Here is a 23,550-nt window from a genome sequence, read left to right on the forward strand (position 1 = left end):
CGATATGGCGGCTCGAATCCCCTATGCGCCCGCCGAACCGGATCGAAATGCCACCTCGGCGCCGCTCCTGCAGGTCACGCGGTACCCGCCCGCCGGCATCCGCGGGACGCGATTCGCGTACAACGCCCCGTAGCCCCCGATTGGGCCGAGCGGGGGAATCCCGAACGGATCGCCGAGGTGGGACACGGGGTATCGGGGCCCGCCGGCGGGGCGCCGGGTCTCGCGGGGCCCCGGCGATAGGGTCGCCCACATGAGCGACAGCACTGCCCCGGTGGACATCGAGCTGGTCAGGCCGCCCGAGATCCTGCTCGCGCACGACGAGGTCCGGGTCTTCCATGGCGGGATCCTGCGTACGCCGGCCGGCCTGTATACGACCATCGGCATGGAGACCCTGGCCCGCCCGACCGGCCCGCGCCCGCCCGCGCCGCAGGTGTTCGGTCGGTACGGGGTGTCGGTGACCCGGTCGGGCGACCGGTTCGCCCACTCGGCGCTGGCCACGACCCTGTCCGCCGGGCCGATCCGGTTCACCTCGTGTCTGTTCGGCCATGTCCCGGACGGCGACCTCGTGTTGGACGTGGTGTTGCCGACCATCCCGCGCCGCCTGGTGCTGCGCTTCGACTCGGAACGCCACGACGGCACCGGGCTCACCCTGCGCACGCCGCCCGCGATCGTGCACAGCGACGCGGGCGTGACGCTGTGGCACGCGGGCGTGCTGGCCACGGAGACCGGTCTGCTCACCCATGTCGAGGCGACCTCCTCCGACGACCGCGCGCTCGGCGGGGCCAAGTGGGACGTCGAGCACGACCCGCTCGCGGTGACCTGGGCCGACCCGACCCCGGCCCGCGAAGCACACCAGCGCGGGCGGGGCTTCGTCAGCGCCGACAGCTGGATCGCCGCCCCCGCCGCGCACGGCAGCCTGCACTGCGCTCCGCTGGGCGTGACGCGGGACCTGTAGCGGACGGCGGCGATCGCGGCCCCGAAGTCGGCGGCCCCGGGCGGCAGTTGCCCGGCATACCGGGAGCCGGACGCCACCCCGTTCGGCCCGCCCCCGCCACGCCGTTACAGCTCCGACCCGCCCGTGGCGTCCAGCGTCGTACCCGTCACCCACCGGGCGGCGTCGGAGGCGAGGAAAGCGACCGTGTCGGCGATGTCGTCCGGGCGGCCGACCCGGCCCAGCGCCGCGCGGCTCGCCGCCTGCGCCTGCGCCTGCGGGTTCCCGCGCAGCCAGGACGCGTTGACGTCGGTGTCGACGATGCCGGGGGCGACGTTGTTGACGGTGATCCCGCGCGGGCCCAGGTGTTTGGCCAGGGCCAGGGTGAACGTGTCGAGGGCACCCTTGGTCATCGCGTACGCGATCGACTCGGGGAACGCGATCCGGGTCGCCCCGGAGGTGACGGTCACGATCCGGCCGCCGTCGCGCAGCAGCGGCAGCACCCGCTGGGTCAGGAAGAAGGGGGCCCGCGTGTTGACCGCGAACACCCGGTCGTAGCCGGCCTCGGTCTCCGCCTCGATCGGCCCGGTCGAGCCGATGCCGGCGTTGTGCACCAGGACGTCCAGGCCGTCCGCCCCGAACTCGGCCCAGCCGGCCCGCAGTCCGTCGACGACGGTGTCCACGTCGCCCGGTACGCCGAGTTCGGCCCGCACCGCGAAGGCCCGGCCGCCGGCCGCCTCGATCGTCGCGACCACATCCTTGGCGGCCGACTCGTCCCGGCCGTAGTGCACCGCGACCAGCGCCCCGTCCGCGGCCAGCCGCTCCGCGACGGCGCGGCCGATCCCCCGGCTCGCCCCGGTGACGAGTGCGGTCTTGCCGGTGAGCGTGTGGGTGAGCGTGCGCAACATGGCGCCCTTCCTCTCGTGTGTGCCGCTTCGTACGTCTCTCTCGGCGGCATTTCTTTAGCAATCGCTAAAGATCTTGCCGGGCAGCACCGTAGCGCAGGTTTATTAGCGATCGCTACAGAAAGAGTCCGGCACGGCGACCAACTTTGCCATTCCTTGGCTTTACAGCTGTATGTCGAAGCTCTAGATTTACAGCCGTAAGGAAACAGGCGTTAATCCATGGGGGCAGCTCGTGACCGGCACCGCATCGACCCGAACCACCACCGCATCACCGACACCGACCGACGTTCCCGATCCCGCCGGGCACCCCCGCCGGTGGGCCGCACTGCTCGTGTTGTGCTCGACCCTCGTCGCGGTGACCCTGGACAACTCGGTGCTCAACACCGCGCTGCCGTCCCTGGCCAAGGGCCTGGACGCGTCGACCGCCGACCTCCAATGGATCACCGACGCCTACACCCTCGTCTTCGCCGCCCTGCTGCTCCTCGCCGGCAGCCTCGGCGCCCGGTTCGGCGCCCGTCGCGCCCTCCTTGGCGGCCTGGTCCTGTTCGGCGGCGGCTCGGCCGTCGCCGCGGTGTCCACGACCGCCGGCGAACTGATCGCCTGGCGCGCGGTGATGGGCCTGGGCGCGGCCTTCGTGATGCCCGCGACGCTCGCGATCATCATCCGGATGTTCCCGCCCGTCGAGCGCCCCAAGGCGTTCGCCGTCTGGTCGGCCTCGGCCGGCGTGGGGGTGCTGATCGGCCCGGTCACCGGCGGCGCGCTGCTGATGCACTTCTCCTGGTCCAGCGCGTTCTGGATCAACGTCCCGCTGGTGCTCGCCGCGCTCGTCGGCATCCTGCGGATCGTCCCGACCATCCCGCGCCAGGGCACCGCCCGACTCGACCTGCCCGCCGCCGTGTTGTCCGTGCTCGGCCTCGGCATCCTGGTCGACGCGATCATCGAGGCGCCCGAACGCGGCTGGACCGACGCCGTCACCCTCGTCGAACTCGTCGTCTTCGTCGTGGTCGCCGCCGCGTTCGTCGTCTGGGAACTGCGTCGGGACGAACCCATGGTGCAGGTACGGCTGTTCGCCAACCGCGGCTTCGTCCTCGCCGCCGGCACCCTGGCGATCACCTTCTTCGCCCTGTTCGGCACGCTGTTCGTACTCTCCCAGTACTTCCAACTCGTCCACGGCTACAGCACGCTGAAGGCCGGGCTCGGCGCGATGCCGTTCGCCGCGGCGATGGCCGCGATGTCCGGACTGTCGCCGATCGTCACCGCCCGACTGGGCATTCGGGGCACCCTCACCACCGGGCTCGGCGCGATCGCGCTCGGCCTGGGCGTGATGGGCCTGACCACCGCCACCGACACCCCGTTCGTCGCCCTCGCCGGCGAAATGATGCTGGTGGGCGCCGGGATGGGAATGATGATGGCGCCCGCGAGCATGGAGATCACCGCGTCCGTACCGGCGCGCTTCTCCGCGATGGCCGGCGCGCTCAACAGCGTGGTCCGCGAACTCGGCGGCGTACTGGGCATCGCCGTGGTCGGCACGCTGGTCTCCTCGCACTACCGGAGCGAGATGGGCGATCAACACCTCACCGGCCCCGCCGCCGTCGCCGGGCACGACCTGCCCAGCGCCCACGTCGTGGCCGAGCACCTGTCCCCGGACGCGGCCGGCCGGCTCACCTCCGCCGCCGACCACGCCTTCACCACCGCGATGAGCAACGGCGCGCTCGTCGCCGCCGCGGTCGCCGCGCTCGGCGTCCTGCTGGTCGGCTTCGGCCTTCCCCGCCGGGCCGCACAGGCCACCGCCCCCGCCGGCAAGCCCGCCGAATCGGTCGACGTCCCCGCCGAACCGATCAACGCCCAAGCGGTACAAACCGTCTGATGAAGCCTCAGCCCGCCACCCGACGACCGGCCCCCGCCGGCCGCCGGGTGGCGGGCGTCATGCCATGCGCCGTCGAGAACCCCCGAGGAGGCCCCATGCCGAACAACGCCGTTTCCACGCCTCGTACGCTGAGCGCCATGGACGACGACCACGGGCCGAATCGCCGACGCAATCGCCGCGGCCAAGGGGCGCTGCTCCGCGACGACATCCTCGCCGCGGCGACCGACCTGATCGAGCGCGACGGCCACTCCGGCGACGTGACGCTGCGCCGGATCGCCCGGGAGGCCGCGATCACCGCGCCGTCGATCTACGCGCACTTCACCGATCTGGACGACATCCTCGACACGGTCCTCAACGGCTACTTCGACGACCTGCGCGCCGCCATCCTGGCCGCCTCGGGGGCCGAGGACACGCAGGCCCGCTCGCTGCTCGCGGGCTGCCGCGCCTACGCCCGGTTCGCGATGGAGCGCCCGGGCCGCTATCGGGCACTGTTCCACCGGATGCGCCCGGCACCAGAGGCATCGGAGGTGTCGGAGGCACCGGACGCGCCGAACCCGCCCGAGGCACCGGTCGCACCCCCGCCGCTGCCCAGGCTGCCCAGCCGCATGGACGTCTTCCAGACCCTCATCGACGCGATCGCCCGGACCCAGGCGGCCGGCCAGGCCGCCGGCACCGACCCGTTCCAGGACGCGCTGGCGGTCTGGGCCGCGATGCACGGCGCGGTGCTGCTGCGGATGACCGCGCCGGTCTTCGAGTGGCCGGAACTGGACACGTTCATCGACACCCTGGTCATCCGAACGGCGCAGGTCACCCAGGTGGGCTGAACCGGTCCGTCACGGTCCGAATCGACCGCCGTTGTGGCCGTTACCGCAACCGGGCGTGCCATCGCGGGCCTCGACATGGAAGGGTGGTCCTCACGGATCGCATCCAGTTCGAGAGCAGGAACGCACCATGGCTGACGAGACACCCGCGAACGAGACACCCGAGGAGACGGCCCCCGAGGCCGGCGAAGCCGCCGAGCCCGAAAGCGCCGAGGACGAGACCAAGCGCAAGTTCCGCGAGGCACTGGCCCGCAAGCGCGGCACCAAGACCGACGGCGCCGGTGAGAACCCCGGTGGCGACGGTTCGAAGATCCACGGTGCGCACGGGCCTGCGGCACAACAGCGCTCGTTCCGGCGCAAGAGCGGCTGAATCGACCCACCCCCGAACCGCGTCGGGCACGGGTCGACACACGGGCTCGACGCACGGGTCGCCACCCGACCGGACACACGGGTCCACACACGGGTCGGCTCGTCGAGGGGCTGCCTTCGCCGGGTTACCGGGGAGTAGGATCGCCGGGATCGCGAGATTTCACGGCATGCCTACTGCCCGCCCGGCGAAGGGTCCCCTCGTGTTCGACTACGACGTTCTGGTCATCGGCTCCGGATTCGGCGGCTCGGTCGCGGCGCTGCGGCTGACCGAGAAGGGCTACCGGGTCGGCGTACTCGAAGCCGGCCGACGGTTCGCCGACGCGGACTTCCCCAAGACGTCGTGGCAGGCCCGCGACTTCCTGTGGGCGCCGGCGATCGGGTTGACCGGCATCCAGCGCATCCATGTGCTCAAGGACGTGGTGGTGTTGGCCGGGGCGGGCGTGGGCGGCGGCTCGCTGAACTACGCGAACACCCTGTACCAGCCGCCCCAGCCGTTCTTCGACGATCCGCAGTGGGGCCACATCACCGACTGGCGCGCCGAACTCGCGCCGTTCTACGCCCAGGCCGAACGTATGCTCGGCGTGGTGCGCAACCCGCACATGACGCCCGCCGACGAGCACATGAAGGCCGTCGCCGAGGACATGGGCGTGGGCGACTCGTTCCATCTCGCACCGGTCGGCGTGCTGTTCCCCGAGGAGGGGCAACGGCCCGGCGAGGAGGTGCCGGATCCGTACTTCGGCGGGGTGGGCCCGAGCCGGACCACGTGCACCGAGTGCGGCTCGTGCATGACGGGGTGCCGGGTCGGGGCGAAGAACACGCTGCTCAAGAACTACCTCCACCTGGCCGAGCGGGCGGGCGCGGAGGTACACGCGGAGCGCACCGTGCGCCGGGTGCGCCCGCTGGCCGCGGGTCCGGACGGAGCGCCCGGCGCCTACGCGGTGGAGACGATCCGCAGCGGGCCGCCCACGACCGCCCGCGCGCCGCGTACCTGGACCGCCGAGCAGGTCGTGTTCGCCGCCGGCACGCTCGGCACCCAGCGGCTGCTGCACCGGATGGCGGCGGACGGTACGCTCCCGCGCCTGTCCCCTACGCTCGGCCGGTTGACCCGAACCAACTCGGAGGCCCTGGTGGGCGCGGTCGCGCCGACGACCGGGGTGATCGACGCGACGCGCGGGGTGGCCATCACGTCCTCGTGGCACCCGGACGCGGACACCCACATCGAACCGGTCCGCTACGGCAAGGGCTCGAACGCGATGGGGCTGTTGCAGACGTTCCTGACCGACGGGGACCGGCCCCGGGTACGGCAGTTGCTCGGCACGGTGGTGCGCGACCCGGCCAAGCTGAAATTCCTGAGCGTACGCAAGTGGTCCGAACGCGCGGTGATCGCCCTGATCATGCAGTCCCGGGACAACTCGCTGACGGTGTACCGGAAGCGGGGCCTGTTCGGCCGCACCCGGATCACCACACGCCAGGGCCACGGCGAGCCCAACCCGAACTGGATCCCGGCCGGCCACGAGGCGGTGCGCCGTATCGCGACCCGCCTCGGCGGCGTGGCCGGCGGCTCGTGGGGCGACCTGGCCAACGTCCCGATGACCGCGCACATCCTGGGTGGTTGCGTCATCGGCGACTCGCCGGCCACGGGCGTGGTGGACCCGTACCAGCGCATCTACGGCCACCCGGGTCTGCACGTCCTCGACGGCTCGGCGGTCAGCGCCAACCTCGGCGTGAACCCGTCGCTGACCATCACCGCCCAGGCCGAACGCGCGACGGCCATGTGGCCCAACCGCGGCGAGCCCGACAAACGACCGGATTCGGGCGAGCCCTACCGCCAAGTCCCGTACACCGCACCGGTGTCCCCGACGGTCCCGGCAGACGCCCCGGCGGCCTTGCGACTGCCGATCGTGGAGATCCGCTCGGGCCCTCGGCCGACGAAGGACTGACGGCGGGTCGGGCAGCGGGCGGGGCAGCGGGCTGCGAAAAAGAACTCCCCGCGGGCTGTCGATCCGGGCGTCGTGCGTTCGTCGTGTCGGTGTACGCGCCGAACGAGACGACACGACCCGAGGAGAGCCGGACATGGATCGCGACAGGATTCTTGCGTGGGTACGGGACGAGCGGCTCGGCCTCGCCCTGACGCGGCACCGGTGGGCCGCGGCCGGGTCAGCCGCGGGCGATGCGGGCGCGGCGGGCCCTGGCCGCCTCCTCCTCGGTGTCGGTGTGGCGGGGGATCTTGACCCGCTTGATCACGTTGAACTCCGCGCCGTCGGGCAGCCGCAGGACGCCGCCGTAGACGGGATTGCCCGCGAACAGCACCAGTTCGCTCAGGGGGTTGCCGGCCGCGTCGAACAGGTACCGCGCACCCCCGACATACGAGCCGATCGCACGCTTGGTCACCGGATCGAGCAGCACGAGCCGAAGCGTGGCGCGCACGCCCTTGCCCTGTCGCTCCAGGCGGTAGCCGTAGCGACGCCACGGGTATTCGCGCAGTATCCGCTCCGCGGCGCGAACCGAGGCGTGACGGCGGGACAGCAGGATGCCGAGGTATACCGGAATCCCGCCCAGGGCGAAGAACGCGCCGAACGAGTCGCGGAAGACGACGGTCAACGTCACAAGCGCCGCCACGCCGAACAACATCGCCGCGTCCAAGCGGCGTTGCCGACGCCGTTGCCACTCCACCGACACGCGCGTCTGCGCATCGCCGAGCGCGGGTCGCTCGTCTTCCGCGGGCAGCCCTTCCGAATCCGACATCCTGGTCCTCCCCCGTCGACAGGACTTCGGATTCTGCCGGCAGCCGGGGCGGGTCAGCCGGTGGATGACCGTTCTTCGGGCCGGCCCAGAGCCGAACGTGCCTGGTATGCCCAGTCGTTCGCTCCCCACGTGTCGGCGATGGCGGCGGCGCGGGTGAAGTGTTCGGTTGCTTCCTGTTCTCGGCCCAGGAAGCGGGCCAGTTCGCCCAGGGTCAGGGCCGGGGGGCGGATCGCGATGGACAGTCCCGCGCAGGCTGGGGGTGCTTCGGCCAGGGGGAACAGGGTCGGGTAGAGCGCGGCGGCCTCCTCTCGTTCGTCGAGGGCGATCGCCGCCGTCGCGCGAAGCACGGACATCGGGGTGTGGAAGAAGTCCGGGCGGATCGGCTCGTTCAGCGCCCGCATCGCGCGGGCCTCGTCGATCCGGCCGGCGGCGGCCATCGCGAGCGCACACAGATCCGCCGCGAACGGGCCGAACGTCGCCAGCATCTGCGGTGCCTCTTCGGCGAGTTCGCCGATCCGACCCTGCCCGAGCCGGATCGTGGACACGGCCACCCACCGGAACCCGAACGCGTGCGGCGAACCCTGGGCGATCATCGGCTCGATGGCCCGGTGATAGCGCTCCTCGGCCTCCTCGTGGCGGCCCGCGATGTGCGCGAGGGTGGCTTGTGCGAGGGCGCCGACGCCGATCGCCTCGGGCATCCGGTACGCCTCGGCGATCGCCGCGCTCTCCTCGACCAGGCGCCGCGCGGTCGCGGGGTCGTTGCGGTCGGCCGCCGTCGTGGCCAGGTTGAACCGGGCGTACCAGCCGTAGACGGGCAGGTCGTATTCGTCGGCCAGGTCCCGGAGTTCGGTCGCCGCCGCGTCCCGGGCGGCCTGCTCCGACAGCCGGCCCAGATTGGCCGCCAGCGTGGCCAGGGTCAGGCCGCGCAGGTCGGGATCGCCGAGTTCGCGGGCGAGCGCCACGGCCTCCTCGGCGAGCGCGCGCGGATCGGGGACAATGTTTTCCTCGGACACCTCGGACGCGTATGCCTCCAACAGCCGGCAGCGGATCTCCGGGGGCGAATCGGTACGGGCCGACAAGCGGCGCAGCGCCGCCACGACGGGCTCGTCCAGGACCCCGTACGGCCGGCGCTGCCACGGGGTGGGCACGGTCCAGGCGGTGAACGCGGCGACGACGAGGTCGTCCCGGCCCGCCGCCTCGGCCGCCTCGAAGGCGAGTTGCCGGGTGCGCCGGGCGCCCGAGACGTCGCCGGCGCGGACCCGAGCGCGCAACAACCGGCCGTACAGGTCGGCCCGTTCGGCGTCCCGGTCACCGGGGATGGCCGCCGGGACGCGGTCCAGGCATTCCAGGGCGCGGGTGAGCAGGTCGACGGCGGCGTCGTGGGCGAAGCGGCGTTCGGCCAACTCGGCGGCGGCGATGTGTACTTCGACGGCCCGGGCGGCGGTGGCGGCGCCGACGCCGTGGCCGTGGTGGTGGGCGAGGGCCGACACGTCGTGGGTGCCGAGTCGTTCCAGGGCGGCGGCGATCCGGGTGTGCATCCGGGTCCGGCGCAGGCCGCTGAGGTCGGCGGCCATCGTGTCGCGGACCAGCGCGTGCACGAACCGGACCCGGCCGGGGGCGGGTTCGGTGAGCAGGCCGGCGATCAGGCCGGCGTCGAGCGCGTCCAGCACGCCGCCCTCGTCCACCTCGGCCGCGTCGACCAGGACGTCCACGTCCGCCTCACGCCCGACGATCGAGGCCAGGCGCAGGACGGCGACGGCGGGATCGGGCAGCCGTGCCAGCCGGCGGCGCAGCACGTCGCGAACCCCCTCGGGGACGTCCGACAGCGCGACGAGGGCGCCCTCGCTGTCCAACAAGCGGGCGCTCTCCCGGAGATAGAAGGGGTTGCCGCCGGTACGCTCGGCCAGCGCGGTGAGGGTGGCGGCGTCGACGGCGGTCTGCGACACCGAGGCCACCACGCGGGCGGCGGCGTCGGCCGACAGCCCACCCAGCGCGAGCCGCACCGGCGACCGGCGGGCGAGATCCGCCAGCGTCTCGGTCAACCTGCCGTCGACCTCGTCGGGCCGATAGGCGGCGACGACGAACAGCCGTACCGGCGCCTGCTTTCCGTCGGCCGCCCCCGTCGTCCCGGCCTCCGCTCGGACGCCGGCGGCGAGCAGAGCCAGGGTCTCGGCGTCGGCCCGGTGCAGGTCGTCGAGCACGACGGTCAGCGGTCGGCGTCGGGCGACATCCGTCAGCCAGGCCCAGACCGCGCGGTGCAACCGGAATCGCCCTGCCGAGGTGTCGGGACCGGGCCCGCCGGCCGCATCGTCGGCCAGCAACGGCGCGAGCGCGTCGAGGAGTTCGTCCGGCGGCGGCTCGATCGCGGCGACCGCGCGCAGGGCCTCGACCCAGGCCCACGCGGGCGGCGCACCGTCGACCTCGGGGCAGCGCCCGGTGGCCACGAGCCCGCCGTCCCGCTGCAGTTCCGCACCGAGTCGGCCCAACAGCGCGGACTTCCCCAGTCCGGCCTCACCGGTGACCAACGCGGCCCGAACCCCGCCTGCCGCGGCCTCCCGAGCCGCCCGAAGCAACGCGGCCAACTCCTCGTCCCGCCCGACGAAGGTCTCGCCGGGACCCGAGCCGGGATCGGAAGCGACCTCGGAACCGAAACCGGACCCGACCTCGGAACCGAAGCCGGAACGCATCTCGGAGCCGGGATCGAAGCCGAGGCCAAAACCGCCCCCGGAGCCCGGACCGGGTCGAGGAGTGGACGCGAAGCCGGTCCCGGCCCCGGTCCCAGCCCCGGCTTCCACCGATTCGCCGACACCGAAGCCCTCACCCCCCGACCCCACCGCCGCCCGCAGCACCTCCATCCGCTGCCCCAGGATCGCCTCCTCGACCTCCGTCAACGCCGGCCCCGGGTCCAGGCCGACGTCGTCCGCCAGCACCGCGCGGGCCCGCCGGAGGGTGGCCAGGGCGTCGGCCTGGCGGTGGCTCGCCCACAGCGCCAGTGCGTGCAGCCGCCAGCCCTCCTCGCGCAGCGGGGCCTCGCGGGTGAGGCGTTCGGCGTCGACCGCCGCGTCCGCGGGGTCGCCGGTGCGCAGGCCGGCGGTGATGTGCAATTCGCGCGCGCTCAGGTGTAGTTCGTCCAGTCGCGCGGCCTCGGCGACGGCCCACGGCTCGTCCGAGGCGGCAGCGAAGGCCGGTCCGCGCCACAGCGCCAGCGCCGTTTCGACCAGCTTGCGGGCCTCGGCGGGATCGGCCTCGACCCGCTCGCGCGCGGTGTGGAGCAGGCGTTCGAAGCGCCACGCGTCCACCGCGTCGTCCGGCAGTCGCAGTGCGTAGCCGGGCGCCGCGCTGACCAGGATCGTGGCCGGTGCCCGGCGCGGCCGACCGGGTTCGAGCAGCCGGCGCAGGTTGGACACGTACGCCTGGAGCGAGGTGACCGCCTGCGTGGGCGGCTCGCCGCGCCACAGGTCCTCGACCATGCGGTCGATCGACACCACCCGGCCGCGCGCGACCGTCAGGAGCGCGAGTACCGCACGCTGCCGCGGACCGCCCAGGGGCACGGTCACGTCCGCCACCTCGGCCTCGAACGGGCCGAGCACGCGCAGGTACACCATTCCAACCCCAACCCGAATTCGTCGATGTCCGCCCCGGCGACCACCCGTACCGGTCCTGGGACAACCCGACCGGGCCGCTCCATGTTCCTTTACCGGTCCTGGGACAACCCGACCGGGCCGCTCCATGTTCCTTCCAGGTGCCTTCCAGGATTGTTCCAAGACGGCGGGACGAGGCTTGCACCACTCCCCACGACGACGGGTCGGGGGTCGCCGAAAGGGATCGTCGCCATGACCACCACCCCCATCACCCCCGCGCAGGCCGCCTTCGACACCCGCGAGATGGTCGTCATCCACCGCGGGTTGCGGCGCGAATCGCGGCTGCTGATCGAGCTGATCGGCGCGGTCGAGCCGGGCGACACCGCCCGTGCCAAGGTGCTCGCCGAGCACTTCGACCTGTACCGCCTCGGCCTGCACGGCCACCACACCGGCGAGGACGAGCTGCTGTGGCCGCCGCTGCTGGCCCGCGTCGACCTGGAGGCCGAGCTGGTGTTGCGGATGGAGGCCCAGCACGAGCGGGTCGCCGGTTCGCTGGCCGTCGCCGAGCAGTTGGCCGGCGCCTGGGCGGCGGGCGCCGGGGTCGCCGAACGCGACGCGCTGGTCGCGGCACTCGTCGAACACCGCACGGCGCTGATCGAACACCTGGGCGACGAGGAGACCGAGCTGCTGCCGCTGGCCCAGCGCCTGCTCACCGCGGCGGAGTGGCACGCCATGGGCGAACACTTCGTCGAATCCACGCCCAAGCCGCAGATCCTGCTGCTGCTCGGCATCGTGCTGGAGGACGCGACGGAGCAGGAGCGGGCGCAGATGCTGGGCGGACTCCCGCTCCCGGCCCGGCTGATCTGGTACGTGATGGGCCGGCCGATGTACGCCCGCATGGTCCGCCGGGTCCGCGGCTGACCCGGGTGCGTGGCGTCCTCCGCACCCGGGACCGGCTACCGCCACGGGGCCCGGGTGCGCGCATCGCCGCGTCGGGTGCGTTTGGATGGGTCCATGACCACCGCACTCGACCTGCATCCCGCCCTGACCCGACCCGAGTTGCTCGCGGAGCCCGTGGCCCGCGCGCTGGCCGGTTGGCCGCCCGCGTCCGCCGAGTTGGTGAAGGTGGCCGCGATCGATCCGGAACTGGCCGACACCGCCGCGTTCTGCGACCGCTACGACGTGGCCCCGGCCGACAGCGCCAACTGTGTGGTGATCGCGGCCAAGCGCGGCGGCACCGTCGGCTACGCGGCCTGCCTGATCGCCGCCACGACCCGTGCGGACGTCAACGGCCTGGTCCGCCGCCGACTCGACGCGCGCAAGGCCTCGTTCGCGCCGGTGGACGTGGTGTTGGCCGCGACCGGCATGGAGTACGGCGGCATCACCCCGATCGGCCTGCCCGCCGACTGGCCCGTGCTGATCGACGCCGCCGTCGCCGCACATCCGGGCGTCGTGGTCGGATCCGGGATCCGGGGCTCGAAGTTGTGGGTCCCGGGTCGGCTGCTGGCCGACCTCTCGGGCGCGGAGGTCGTCTCGGACCTCGGCGTCCCGATCGCCTGACCGAAGCCGGAGCCCACGCGTACGCCCCGCCCTGCCCGAGCACGATCACGAGCCGGGCAGGGCAGGGCAGGGCAGCCCGCGTACCGCAGCCGAACGTCAGCAGTGCGGCGCGAAGAGGTTCAACCCCACGCCCTCCGGAATCGGGGCCGACGCCGAATCCCCCGACGGCGGCGGCGGGTGGACCGTCCGCCCCGCCTTGATCGTCTCCTCGATCGTGATGCCGGCGATCTCCGTCCCCGGCACGGTCACCGGATTCGCGCTCAGGATCACCAGGTCGGCCAGTTTGCCGACCTCGATGGTGCCCTTCTCCGCCTCCTCGCCGTACTGGTAGGCGGCATTGACCGTGATCGAGCGCACCGCGTCCAGGCCCGACACGCACTGGTGTGCGCCCAGCGTCTCGCCGCTGCGGGTGAGCCTGGTGACCTGGCTGGACAGGATCGCGATGGAGCTGGGCCGGGCGACGGGCGCGTCGTGGTGGGAGGTGTAGATCATGCCGCGCTCCAGCGCCCACCGGGCGGGCGAGATGTCCACCGCGCGTACCGGTCCGAGGACGGTTTCGTAGTACCAGTCGCCCCAGTAGAACGTATGCATGGAGAAGAACGACGGGATGATGCCGAGCAGGCGGAACTGCTCGATCTGGTCCTCGCCGGCCGTCTGGCAGTGGATGCCGGTGGTGCGCCGATCGCCCGGTCCGGCCTCGTCGCCGGCGGTGCGTACGCAGCGGATCAGCTGCGCGATCGCCGCGTCGCCGTTCACGTGCGCGATCACCTGCCAGTCGTGCGCGTAGCCCGCGCGGACCTGGTCGAGCGCGGCTTTCTCGCCGAGCGCGGCGTAGCCGCGATAGTCCTCGTCCATGTCGTCCGGCGGGGTGGTGTAAGGCTTGCGCAACCACGCGGTGCGGCCCTGCGGGGAGCCGTCCAGGACGACCTTGATGCCGGCGGCGCGCAGGCCGTTCACGTACTCCCGGCCGGCCCGGACCAGTTCGGGCCGCTCGATCGCCTGGGCCGCCTTGACGTAGACCACGACGTCCAGCGGCAGACCGCCGGGTGTGGCGTCGGCGACCGCCCGTAGTTGGCCCAGTACGTCCAGTTCGGCGGCGCCCTCCTGCACCGTGGTGAAGCCGTAACTCGCGGCCGCGGCCAGGCCCTTGGCCAGGAATCCCGCCTTGTCCGCGTCGTCCATGCCGAGGATCGCGTGCCCCGAGGCGGGGTTGAACGCCGCTTCCTCCAGGACGCCGTCGGGTTCGCCGTGAGGCAGCACCGACATGTCGCCGCGGCGGATCTTCCCGCCGTCCGGATCCTTCGTCTCCGCCGAATATCCCAGCAGTTCCAGGCCCTTGCTGTTCACAGCGCCCAGGTGGAACGACTGGTGGATGGCCAACACCGGCCGGTCCACGGAGACCTGGTCCAGGTCTTCCCGGGTGGGGTGACGCTCCTCGGCCAGCAGGGAGTCGTCGTAGCCGAAGCCGATGATCCAGGTGGACCGCGAACCGACCGGGTCGACCGCGAACTCGCGCAGCTTGTCCAGGATTCCGGCGATGTCCTCGACGTCCCCGTCGGGCTCACCGAGCAGGTCGGCGATGCTCTCCTGAAGTCCGGTGCCGACCACATGCCCGTGCGGGTCGATGAAACCGGGAAGCAGCGCGCTCCCGCCCAGATCGCGCATGCGCGTCCCGTCGCCCTGCCATCGCGCACACGCCTGGTCCAGGTCACCGACGAAGACGATCCGCCCGTCCTTGACCGCGACCGCCTCCGGCCGCGGATCCGGTGACCTGGGACCGGCCGCCGGGCCGGCGACCGTCTCGATCTCACCGCCGTGGAAGATCGCATCGGCCGCACCCGGCCCGGTCGGCGGGGATTCCTCGGTCACCACACAGCTCACCCGATCCTTCGCCGACTCGCCGGCCCACGGACGCGCCGACACGATGCCGGCATCGCCATGCAGTCTGACGGTGACGGATCGTGACAATGAAGATCGAATCCGGCCATTCTTCGAATTCCCTTCCCTGCCGGCACGATTCCGGCGCGGCTCAGGCCCGCGCTACTCGGGCCCGCGCCCGGGCCCGCCGCCCGGTTCGCTCGGCTCCCGGTCGGCCCGGCTCACGTCCTCGCGCAGGAGTTCGGCCAACCCCTGGCGGGTGGCGGCCAGGATGACGCGATCCGTCGGCAGCAGCCGGTGGTCCGAGGGCGGTACGGCGACCGACCGGCCCGCGCTCGGCGACGCGGCGACACCGGGCGCGGGCGACTCGGTCGTGTCCAGGGCCAGGACCCGCCGGCGGCCCGCCCGAAACGATTCCGCGACGGTGTGGCCCTGGAGTTCGGGGTGACCCGCGACGTCGACCGCCGCGAACAGCAGCACCTCGCGCTCCACCGAGATCGCGCCGAGGATCTGTCGCCCCATCAGCGCGCCCGCGAACGCCGGTGCGGACAACGACGACACGCTGCGGCTGCGGGTGCGCGCGAGTGGATAGGACCGGCGCAGCGTCCCGTTCACGGACTTGGCGAAGTCGTCGTCGAACAGCCGCAGCACCACCCGTAGTTCGGGATCCACCTCGCGGGCGTACAGGACCGCCTCCAGGTTGATCGCGTCGTCGCTGGTGAGCGCGAGCAGGGCCCGGCTCGTCTCGATGTGCGCGGCTTCCAGGACGCCTTCGCGGGTCACGTCGCCGATCACCAGCGGTACCCGCCGGGCGTGTGCGGTCGCGACGCCGAGTGCCTGCGGGTCGCGTTCCACGCACACCACCGGTATGCCCAGGTCGCACAGCCGATCCAGCACCCGCGTACCGATCTTGCCCAGTCCGAGCAGCACCACGTGATCGGCGATGGCGCGCGGTGGCGGTCGCTGGATGGTCGCGGTACGGAACGTGCCCAGGCTCTCCAGCACCACCGCGAACAGCAGTGGCAGCAGCGCCATCCCGGCCATTGCGGACAGGACCTGGAGGATCTGGCGCCCGGCGTTCTCCCCGATCGCGGGATCGCCCATCCCGAACACGTCCAGGATCGAGCGGTACGCGGCGCGCATCGGCGGATCCCGGGTGACCCACCACGTCAGCCCCGCGAACACGAACAGCAGCGCCACCAGGCCGACCACGGCATAGCGCAGCCGGCGCGGGAAGAGAGTGGCCACCGGCAGCGCCTGGGGCATCCGGGGGCGGTTGACGGGCGGCCCGGCGGCCTCGGCGAGGCCGATCGCCTCCAGTACGGTCCGCCCCCGGGCGGCCCCGGCCGCGACCACGTCGGCCTCGTCCGGCAGCAGATCCGGGCTGCCCCCGGAGCCGTCGGCGGCCAGTGCGAGGGTGTGCAGGCACGGCGCCGGATCGGGTTCGGCGGGCGGCCGCTCGGCCACCCGCAGCAGCAGTCCGTCGGCCTGAACCACCTTGTCCGCGCCGGAGATCGCCGCCGCGACCAGCGCGGGTGTGGCGGTGTCCGCGTCGGAGAGAACGGTGGTGGTCACGTCCCGGGCCGATCCGTCGGCGGCCCGGGCCGCCGCCCGATCCAGCAGGTCCTCCAGATGCCGGCCCAGCTTGCGGTTGTACAGCCGCACCACCAGGCGGATCCGCGGATCGAGACGGCGCGCCCGTAACGCCGCGTGGATGTTGGCCCGGTCGTCGCGATACACCAGCGCCAGTGCCGCCGCGCCCGGGACGCCCGCGGAGCGCAGCGCGTCGTCGTCCGGTTCGGCGGCCTCGACCACCGCCACACCGCCGGCCCGGGCGAGATCGTCGATCTGGGGGCCGTGATTGCGGTGCACCGAGGGCAGCAGTACGGTCACGTGCTCCCCGTAGACGCGGGCCAGTTCGTAGGAGAGTCGTTGCGCGAGCGCGTCGTCGCCGCACACCACCAGGTGTCCGGTCCGAGGCGCGGGAGTCGGGTGGTGCGGAGGAGTCGACACACCCCCACCCTGCCCGCCGGGCCGCCCCCCGTCAGCCCCTTTCTTCCCGGCCGTACCCCACCGAGCCCCCGACCGAGCCCCCTGCCGCCGGCGCCGGCACGCCCTAGCTCGGCGAAGTGTCCGAGATCAGCAGGTCCATGACGCCCTGCAGCCCCCCGGCGGCGAACGCCGCCCGCTGGCGATCGGCCCCGGTCCCCTCCAGGATCATCCGGTCCACCAGCGCGAACACCTGGGCGGTGTCGCCGAATTCGTCCAGCACCGGGGCGACGTGTCGCAACAGCTCGCCGACCAGGTCCCCCGCGTCGATCCGCCGGGCGGCGCCCGCCGGCCCCACCGGTCCGAACAGTTCCGCTTCCAATCCGTCGCGCGCGGCCATCCAGCAGGCGGCGCGCAGCAGTTCCTGGTCGGGCGCGGCGTACGGCGCCTTCTCGTCGTGCTGTTGCAGCGCGGTCACCACCAGAGCCCGCACCAGGCCCGCCAGCATCACCGCGTCGTCCGCCCGCAGTTGCACGTCGGGGCAGCGGATCTCGATGGTCGGGAAGCGCTCGGACAACCGCACCTGCCAGTACACCTGTCCCCGATCCAACATCACCCCCACCGCGAGCAGCGCGTCCACCCGCCGCTCGTACTCCTCCAGGTCCACGAACACCGGAGGTTGCCCCTCCACCGGCCACCGCGCGTAATGGATCGTTCGCCAGCTGGCGAACCCGGTGTCCATGCCCTGCCAGATGGGCGAGTTGGCGCCCATCGCGACCAACACCGGCAACCAGGGCCGGATCCGGTTGACCACTTGCACGCCGGTCTCCCGATCCGGCACGGCGACGTGTACGTGCATCCCGTGGATCAGTTGCACGTCGGCCAGCCGCCGGGCGTTGGCTCGGATCGCCAGATAGCGCGGGTGTTCGCTGATCTCCATCATCTTCCCGTTGCCCACGGGCGCGGTCCCGCAGGCGATCATCCGGCAGCCGCTGCGTTCGGCCGCCGCCGACAGTTCCCCGCGCATGCGATGCAGGTGTCCGCCGATCTCGTCGAGCGAGTTGCAGACGGGGGTCGCCACCTCCAACTGCGCCTTGAGCAACTCGGGTTGTACGTCGCCGACACCGAGACCGGGCCGCAGGCACGCCTCGGCGCGGACCCGTTCCGCCGCCGGCGCCGGTAGACCGCTGACGGGGTCCACGAGCAGGTACTCCTCCTCGACACCCAGGGTGGTGATCACCGAACCGTCCTTTCGAGCGGGCGCGAACCCGCCGGGCAGGGCCTCCACCAGGACCTGACCCACCGGCGGCCGGTACGCGCCACGACCCGTGCCCCGGTACCCCGTAGCCCTCGGGAATATCCCCGAACCCCACACGGTGCGGCATCGCGACCCACGACGTGCTCGACCAAGATCCGGACAGGTCGTATTACTTGGGAGGACTCGATCGGTTGTACCCGTAACCACCACAGGTCGACACGTCCGGCCGGGTCGGGACCGATGGGGGCCGGAGGAGGGCGCGGTGTGGGGCGCTGCTCGGGCTCGGTTCGGGGCCGGGTGTGGCGGGGTCGGCGCGCCCGATGTCCGGCCGTTGTGATGGGGTGGATCCCGGTAGCCGAACAGGTGAGTGTGGGGGCGTGTGGTGTCTGGGGTTCAGGTCGCGAACAAGGCCTTGCTGGTCGGACTTTTGTTCGAAGGGGCGGCGGTGGGCGACCTCGGCCGCGTCCGTCATCGTCTCGGCGACGAGGTGATCGCCACCCTGCTCACCGACAAACGACTCACCCCGCGCCTGCGCTCGTTGGCCGCGCTCGACCCCGATCCGTGGGTCCGGCGGGCCGTGGCGGCCAACTCGTCGGCGCTGACCGCGGCCGATCTGGGCGCGCTGCTGGAGCAGCCCGATCCCGTGGTCGATCGCATCGTGTACGCGCACCCCGAGGCGACCGCGTGGATGCGCCGGGTGGTGCTCACGCCGGACCGGTATCCCGACGAACCGCACCCGTTGGCCGCGTTGCACGCGGAACTGCTCGCGCTGTCCGCCGAATCCGCGCTGCCGCGCCGGTTGGGCGCGGCGGTGGTGGCCGATCGGCCGGAATTGGTCGTGCACGCGTTGCGGGTGTGCGCCGGGGCGTTGACGGTCGCGGAAGAGCTGAGGGGGTTGCTCTCGCTGCAACGGTACGGTGGGGAGGGGCTGTTGGCGGAGGCGGCGCGATATGTACGGCCCGAGATCGCCGCGCTCGCGGGGTCGGGTGCGGAGGGGTCGGCCGAGGCTGGGGTGGGCGGCGCGGATCTGGCCGCCGCCGTAGCCGAGGCCGAGGGAGCCGTGGGGCTGATCGCCGAGTTGCGGGCCGGGATCCGGCCGACGACCTGGCGGCGCGGGGTCGACTGGGCCGCGGTGACCGAGGCGCATCGGGACGAGCCGCTGCCGGAGGCGATCGCCGTGGTGCTCGCCGCCGACGCCGAGTGTCCGGAGGAGCTGCTCGTCGCGCTGTACAGGGCGCATCCGACGGCGGTCGGCCCGGTGGCCCGGCCGGCGGCGGCCGTACTGCGCGCGGCGATCGACCTGCCCAAACACCCGGCGCTGGCCCGGATCGCCGTACTCACCCGCGACTGCGCCGCGCCCGCCGACGTGGCGCGGATCATCCACGAGGTGACCCCCGCCCGGACCGCCGTGGCCACCCTGCTCGAACTCCCGGAGCACACCGAGCTGCGCGACCTGCTGCACCGTCACCTGGGCGCGCACGCCGACCGCTGGCACACGCTGCGCACCGCGCTGCCCCGGTACCGCGCGACGCTGCCCGCGTTGTTGGCCGAGATCGCGGCGGGCACCGTCACCGCACCGGCGGAACCGGTCGGCGGCCCGCCGCCGACCCTGACCAAGCCCTACCGCTACCTGCTCACCGCGGCCGACCTCGACGACCTGCGCGAGGTGTTGCCCGCGCTGCCCGACGCGCTGGTCCGCGACCTGCTCTCCAGCGGCTCGCTGCCGCGGCGCGTGCACGAGGCGGCGATCGCCTCCACCGACCCGCGAGCGTGGGAGGCGTTGGCCCGCAACATCGGCCTGGACGTCCGCGAACTGGCCCGCCTGGTCGACAAGCGGGTCCCGGCGGTGGACGCCGCGGCGTACATGAGCATGCGCTCGACCCCGTCGCTGCGCCGCACCATCGCCCGCCGCACGCCGCTGGACCCGGGCCTGCGCAGGGAACTCCTCGCCGGCGGCGACCGCCGTACACTGCTGCCGCTCGTGGCCTGCGGCGAACCCGAACTGGCGGCTAGAGCCCTGGAGTTCGGGTGCCGCAAGATCGCCCAGCAGTACGCGTACATCCAGGTCTGGGAGCGGCACGGCCCAGAGGGCGTCCGCGAGTTGCTGGCCGCCGCCGGCAAGGGCACCGCCGCGCAGATCCGCAAGCGGGTGGAGGCAGCGCTCAAAGCCGAGGACGGCCTGGCCGACCTGCGCGCGAGCGGTGAGCCGTACGACGATCCGGCCACGCTGCCGAACCGCTTCCAGACCCGGACCAGTCGAACCACCGTGCGCGACCTGGTCCACGAGCCGTACGCGCACGACTTCCCGCTGCTGATGGCGGCCAACCGCACGGAGCCGTTCGCGTACGAGGCGCTCGACGACCTGATCCGGCACGAGGACGCCACCGACGCGGATCGGGCCGCGCTGCAACTGGAGTTGGTCAACTTCCTGCGCGGGTACGACCGTCGTGCGGTCGACATCTCACCGCAGGAGTGGCTGCGCACCAAGGCGTTCAACCGCGACGAGGACTGGGCCGACGCGGCGGTCGAGAACGGCCTGCTCGACCCGGCGCACCTGGTGGACATCGCCTATCCGGCGCATGCGGTGGTCGCGAGCATCAACCGGATGAGCCCGACCCTGGTCGTGGACCCGATGCGGGAGCGGCTCACCGAACTGACTCGGGATCACCTGGCGGGCCACACCGAGGCGTTGGCGATCGCGGTGGGCCTGGTCGAGGAGTTCAACGGCTCGCTCGCCGAACTGGTCACGCTGGCCGGGCAGGCGGCGGGCCCCCGGCCGGACGCCGAGGAGGTGGCCCGGGCCGACGCCGCTGCCCTCGCACAGGCCCGGCGCGAGGCGGCCGAGACCGCGCTGACCGCATCGGTGCCGGCGACCGCGGATCCGGCGACGCCGGCGGCGAACGCACGTCGGGGCCGGGAGCGGACGACCGAGCCCGACCGCACCTCGCGCCTGGTCGCGGTGGACCTGCTGCGCACGCTGGCCGGGGCCGCCGCCGGCGACCCCGAGGCCGCGCCGGTGCCCGACGATCCGGCCGTGCTCGCCGCGCTGGCCTCGCTGTCGACGTTCGACGCGCCCGGCTACGAGTATCCGAGCTGGCTGTACGAGGCGTGCTTCGCGAGCAAGTCGGTCGAGCCGCGGGTGGCCCTGGGACGCCGGGTGTTCGACGAGTCGGTCGCCAACGACCTGATCGACCTGGGCGAGCCGGAGGTGCTGGGCGCGCTCGGCGAGAACAAGGGCCTGGAGAAGCCGACGGCGGACCGGGTCGCCGCGATCCTGGCGGGCACGCCGACCGATCGCCCCGCGCAATACCCGTCCCGGGACACCTGGCCGAGCGCGGCCGCACCGACCGCGTTCTTGCGCTGGATCCGTGAGTACTTCGAACAAGGCCGCGGCGGTGGCGGCGAATACCTCGCCGAGGGCGCCTACCGGCACGGCATCGTCGGGCCGACCGACATCCTCGGCATCCTCCCGACCCGGGCACTGACCCCGCTGCCCCGAAAGTGGCGACACCGAATCGTGGCGGACCCGATCAAGCGGGCGGTCGGCACGCTGGTGGCCGACCGACTGGGCGTGGACCCGGATCGGTGGTTGCGGGCGCTGACGGCGATGGGGACGGCGGGGGATCGGCCGATCGGGGAACTCCTGGATGCGGCGGTGGAGTCCGGGTCGGGGGCGGTGGCAGGGTCCGTCGTGGAGGCGGAGGCGGGCCTCGGGACCGTCGCGGAGGCGGAGACGGAGGCGGATCGGGAGGCCGCTTGGCAGCGTCTCCAATCCCCGCACACGATCGAGGCCGCGGTGGTGCACGAGGCCGAATGGCGAATCCGGCGCGCGTGGCGATGGCCGGCCGCCGACCTCCTGCTGCACGCCTCGCCCGAGGCGCTGGTGGCGATCCTGCCGCGACTCGGCCCGCACGCCTACCCCTCGCTGTGGGCGTACTCGCGGCACGTCGAGCACTCCTCCCGAGCGCTGGACGAGTACCCGTTCCTCGCCAACGACCGCGTCGCGCTGCGGATCGTCGCGACCCACACCGAGAACCCGGTGCTGCTGAAGCGGCTGTTGCGTCTCGACGACCCCGAACTCAACCGCGACCTGTACGGCTCGCCCCTGGAGGACGAGGGCGCCTCGATCCGACGTGTGGTGCTCTCCCGGGTGCCGCAGGGCCGGCCCCCGACCGGCCCCGACGATCTGCTCGCGCTCGACCCGGATCTGCGCGCGCAGTTGCTGATGGACCACCGGCCCACCGCCTCGCTCGTGTCGGCGCTGCGCCTGAAGGTGGAGGCGGCCGACCCGGAGGTGGTCGAGCACGCGCTGCGCCAACTCGGCCGAAAGCTCTCGCTGTTGGACCGGCTCATCGGTGTCCGCGGCCTGCTGCGGCACGGCGGCGCGGACCGGATCGGGGCCTTGGTCGAGGAGGGCGTACTCGGCGCCACGGCCGGCCGGTTGGTGGCCAAGGCCCTCACCGATGCCGACCCCGACGCGACGCTCACCGCCCGCATCGACCGCGAGCGGGGCGGCGACAAGTTGGTCGCGAAGCTGCGCCGGTGCGCCGGTGTGGCCGACACGGACGAGGCACTGGACCTGCCGTACATCCAGGACTGGGACCTGATCCTGGCCGAACACGAACGAGAGCCCTTCCCGGGGCAGGTCCTGAGCCGCCTCGTCCTCCACCGCGAGTCCCCCGCGAGGCTCCTCGAACTCGGCCCGGTCGACGTCGGCGCCGCCCGCCGCTCCGCCCTCCTCGACCCCGCACACGCACTCGCCTCGATCTCCTCCGGCCAATCCTCCCTCGGCGACGCCAAGTGGTACGCCCACATGGACGACCTGGTCACGAGGGGCCACATCACCGGAAGGGACCTGGTCCACAAGGCCAGAGGCGCCGCCACGATCCTCCGCTGGATAGCCGAATCCACCCACCGCCTCGAGGCCCCCACCCAAATCCACAGGGCCGGCCACGAAGCCCAAACGGAAATCACTTCCATCCTGACGACGAGCAAGCCCGAATGGCCCCACGTCTACGCAGCCCTGACAGCCCAAGACCCGACGTGGCATGCGGAGTCCCCGAACTCAACCATCCACAACCTGCTGACACGCACCGTGTAGCGGGAGCGGAGGGGCCGGCGGGGCCGGAGGGGCGACACGGGAGGGCGGTCGAGTCCGGTTCACCGGCCGCCTTCCCGAGTGGGCCGGATGCTTCCGGCGGGTGTTGCGCTTGTGGTTGCAGGCCGGCTGGTGTGGGGCTGGTCGGAGTCGGTGGTGGGCCGCTGCCCGGGGTGGGCTTCGGGGTGTGGGGTTTCGTCGGGGCGGGTGCCCGGGTCGGGGTGAAAGGCGACCAGCGGCGGGTGGCGGGGTGGGGGGTCGGGTTGGGTTCCGCCGGGCTTGCGTTGTCGGGTGGGTCGGGTTTGTTTCGGCGTGCGTTGGGCTTGGGGTTGCGGGCCGGGTGGTGCGGGCTGGTCCGGGTTGTGGGGTTGGCCGGCGCCGGTGGGGGCTTCGGGGTGTGGGGTTTCGTCGGGGGTGGGCCCGGGTCGGGGTGAAAGGCGACCAGCGGCGGGTGGCAGAGAAGGGGGCCGGGCTGGGTTCCGCCGCTCTTGCGTTGTCGGGTGGGTCGGGTTTGTTTCGGCGTGCGTTGCGCTTGGGGTTGCGGGCCG

General features: G+C 72.8%; 14 protein-coding genes. 8 read left to right on the forward strand and 6 right to left on the reverse strand.

Annotation, left to right across the window (positions count from 1 at the left end; all coding sequences use genetic code 11):
- The first annotated feature begins 250 nt into the window (after window positions 1-250).
- Complete coding sequence (locus ACFXKZ_RS09330) at window positions 251-955, forward strand: hypothetical protein (RefSeq protein WP_379998168.1); 705 nt, start codon at window positions 251-253, stop codon at window positions 953-955.
- Window positions 956-1,059: 104 nt separating this feature from the next.
- Here the strand turns inward: ACFXKZ_RS09330 and ACFXKZ_RS09335 are convergent, their stop codons facing one another.
- Window positions 1,060-1,839, reverse strand: coding sequence for an SDR family NAD(P)-dependent oxidoreductase (locus ACFXKZ_RS09335; protein ID WP_379998170.1), 780 nt, complete (start codon window positions 1,837-1,839; stop codon window positions 1,060-1,062).
- Window positions 1,840-2,068: 229 nt separating this feature from the next.
- Here ACFXKZ_RS09335 and ACFXKZ_RS09340 point away from each other — a divergent pair, with 229 nt between their 5' ends.
- The 4 genes from ACFXKZ_RS09340 to ACFXKZ_RS09355 all read left to right on the forward strand — a co-directional run bounded on the left by ACFXKZ_RS09340 (window position 2,069) and on the right by ACFXKZ_RS09355 (window position 6,833).
- Window positions 2,069-3,703: an MFS transporter gene (locus tag ACFXKZ_RS09340; protein ID WP_379998172.1), complete on the forward strand. Its 1,635-nt coding sequence runs from the start codon at window positions 2,069-2,071 to the stop codon at window positions 3,701-3,703.
- Between the two features lie 95 nt (window positions 3,704-3,798).
- Entirely contained in the window at window positions 3,799-4,527 is a 729-nt protein-coding gene (locus tag ACFXKZ_RS09345; protein WP_379998174.1) for a TetR/AcrR family transcriptional regulator, read from the forward strand.
- Between the two features lie 127 nt (window positions 4,528-4,654).
- Window positions 4,655-4,894, forward strand: coding sequence for a DUF5302 domain-containing protein (locus ACFXKZ_RS09350; RefSeq protein WP_379998176.1), 240 nt, complete (start codon window positions 4,655-4,657; stop codon window positions 4,892-4,894).
- A 166-nt stretch (window positions 4,895-5,060) separates the two neighbouring features.
- Entirely contained in the window at window positions 5,061-6,833 is a 1,773-nt protein-coding gene (locus tag ACFXKZ_RS09355; protein ID WP_379998178.1) for a GMC oxidoreductase, read from the forward strand.
- Between the two features lie 217 nt (window positions 6,834-7,050).
- Here the strand turns inward: ACFXKZ_RS09355 and ACFXKZ_RS09360 are convergent, their stop codons facing one another.
- Together ACFXKZ_RS09360 and ACFXKZ_RS09365 are read right to left on the reverse strand one after the other, a co-directional pair.
- The gene (locus tag ACFXKZ_RS09360; protein ID WP_379998180.1) at window positions 7,051-7,638 is read right to left on the reverse strand and encodes a hypothetical protein; all 588 of its coding nucleotides are present in this window, start codon (window positions 7,636-7,638) and stop codon (window positions 7,051-7,053) included.
- 53 nt (window positions 7,639-7,691) lie between these two features.
- Window positions 7,692-11,243, reverse strand: coding sequence for a BTAD domain-containing putative transcriptional regulator (locus tag ACFXKZ_RS09365; protein ID WP_379998182.1), 3,552 nt, complete (start codon window positions 11,241-11,243; stop codon window positions 7,692-7,694).
- 228 nt (window positions 11,244-11,471) lie between these two features.
- Between ACFXKZ_RS09365 and ACFXKZ_RS09370 the strand changes: the two genes are divergently transcribed.
- Both ACFXKZ_RS09370 and ACFXKZ_RS09375 read left to right on the forward strand, forming a co-directional pair.
- Window positions 11,472-12,140: a hemerythrin domain-containing protein gene (locus tag ACFXKZ_RS09370; RefSeq protein ID WP_379998184.1), complete on the forward strand. Its 669-nt coding sequence runs from the start codon at window positions 11,472-11,474 to the stop codon at window positions 12,138-12,140.
- A 93-nt stretch (window positions 12,141-12,233) separates the two neighbouring features.
- Entirely contained in the window at window positions 12,234-12,779 is a 546-nt protein-coding gene (locus ACFXKZ_RS09375; RefSeq protein ID WP_379998186.1) for a YbaK/EbsC family protein, read from the forward strand.
- A gap of 96 nt (window positions 12,780-12,875) precedes the next feature.
- On the opposite strand, the gene ACFXKZ_RS09380 is transcribed toward ACFXKZ_RS09375, so the two are convergent.
- From ACFXKZ_RS09380 to ACFXKZ_RS09390, 3 genes are all read right to left on the reverse strand, one after another.
- Window positions 12,876-14,702 carry an amidohydrolase gene (locus ACFXKZ_RS09380; RefSeq protein WP_379998188.1) on the reverse strand — a complete coding sequence of 609 codons (1,827 nt, stop codon included), beginning with the start codon at window positions 14,700-14,702 and terminating at the stop codon, window positions 12,876-12,878.
- Between the two features lie 117 nt (window positions 14,703-14,819).
- The gene (locus tag ACFXKZ_RS09385) at window positions 14,820-16,670 is read right to left on the reverse strand and encodes an NAD-binding protein (RefSeq protein ID WP_379998190.1); all 1,851 of its coding nucleotides are present in this window, start codon (window positions 16,668-16,670) and stop codon (window positions 14,820-14,822) included.
- A 103-nt stretch (window positions 16,671-16,773) separates the two neighbouring features.
- The gene (locus ACFXKZ_RS09390) at window positions 16,774-17,883 is read right to left on the reverse strand and encodes a glutamate--cysteine ligase (RefSeq protein ID WP_379998688.1); all 1,110 of its coding nucleotides are present in this window, start codon (window positions 17,881-17,883) and stop codon (window positions 16,774-16,776) included.
- Between the two features lie 466 nt (window positions 17,884-18,349).
- On the opposite strand from ACFXKZ_RS09390, the gene ACFXKZ_RS09395 reads away from it, so the two are divergent.
- The gene (locus ACFXKZ_RS09395; protein ID WP_379998192.1) at window positions 18,350-23,005 is read left to right on the forward strand and encodes a hypothetical protein; all 4,656 of its coding nucleotides are present in this window, start codon (window positions 18,350-18,352) and stop codon (window positions 23,003-23,005) included.
- Window positions 23,006-23,550: the final 545 nt, after the last annotated feature.

Source organism: Embleya sp. NPDC059237 (assembly GCF_042754105.1).
Classification (GTDB): domain Bacteria; phylum Actinomycetota; class Actinomycetes; order Streptomycetales; family Streptomycetaceae; genus Embleya.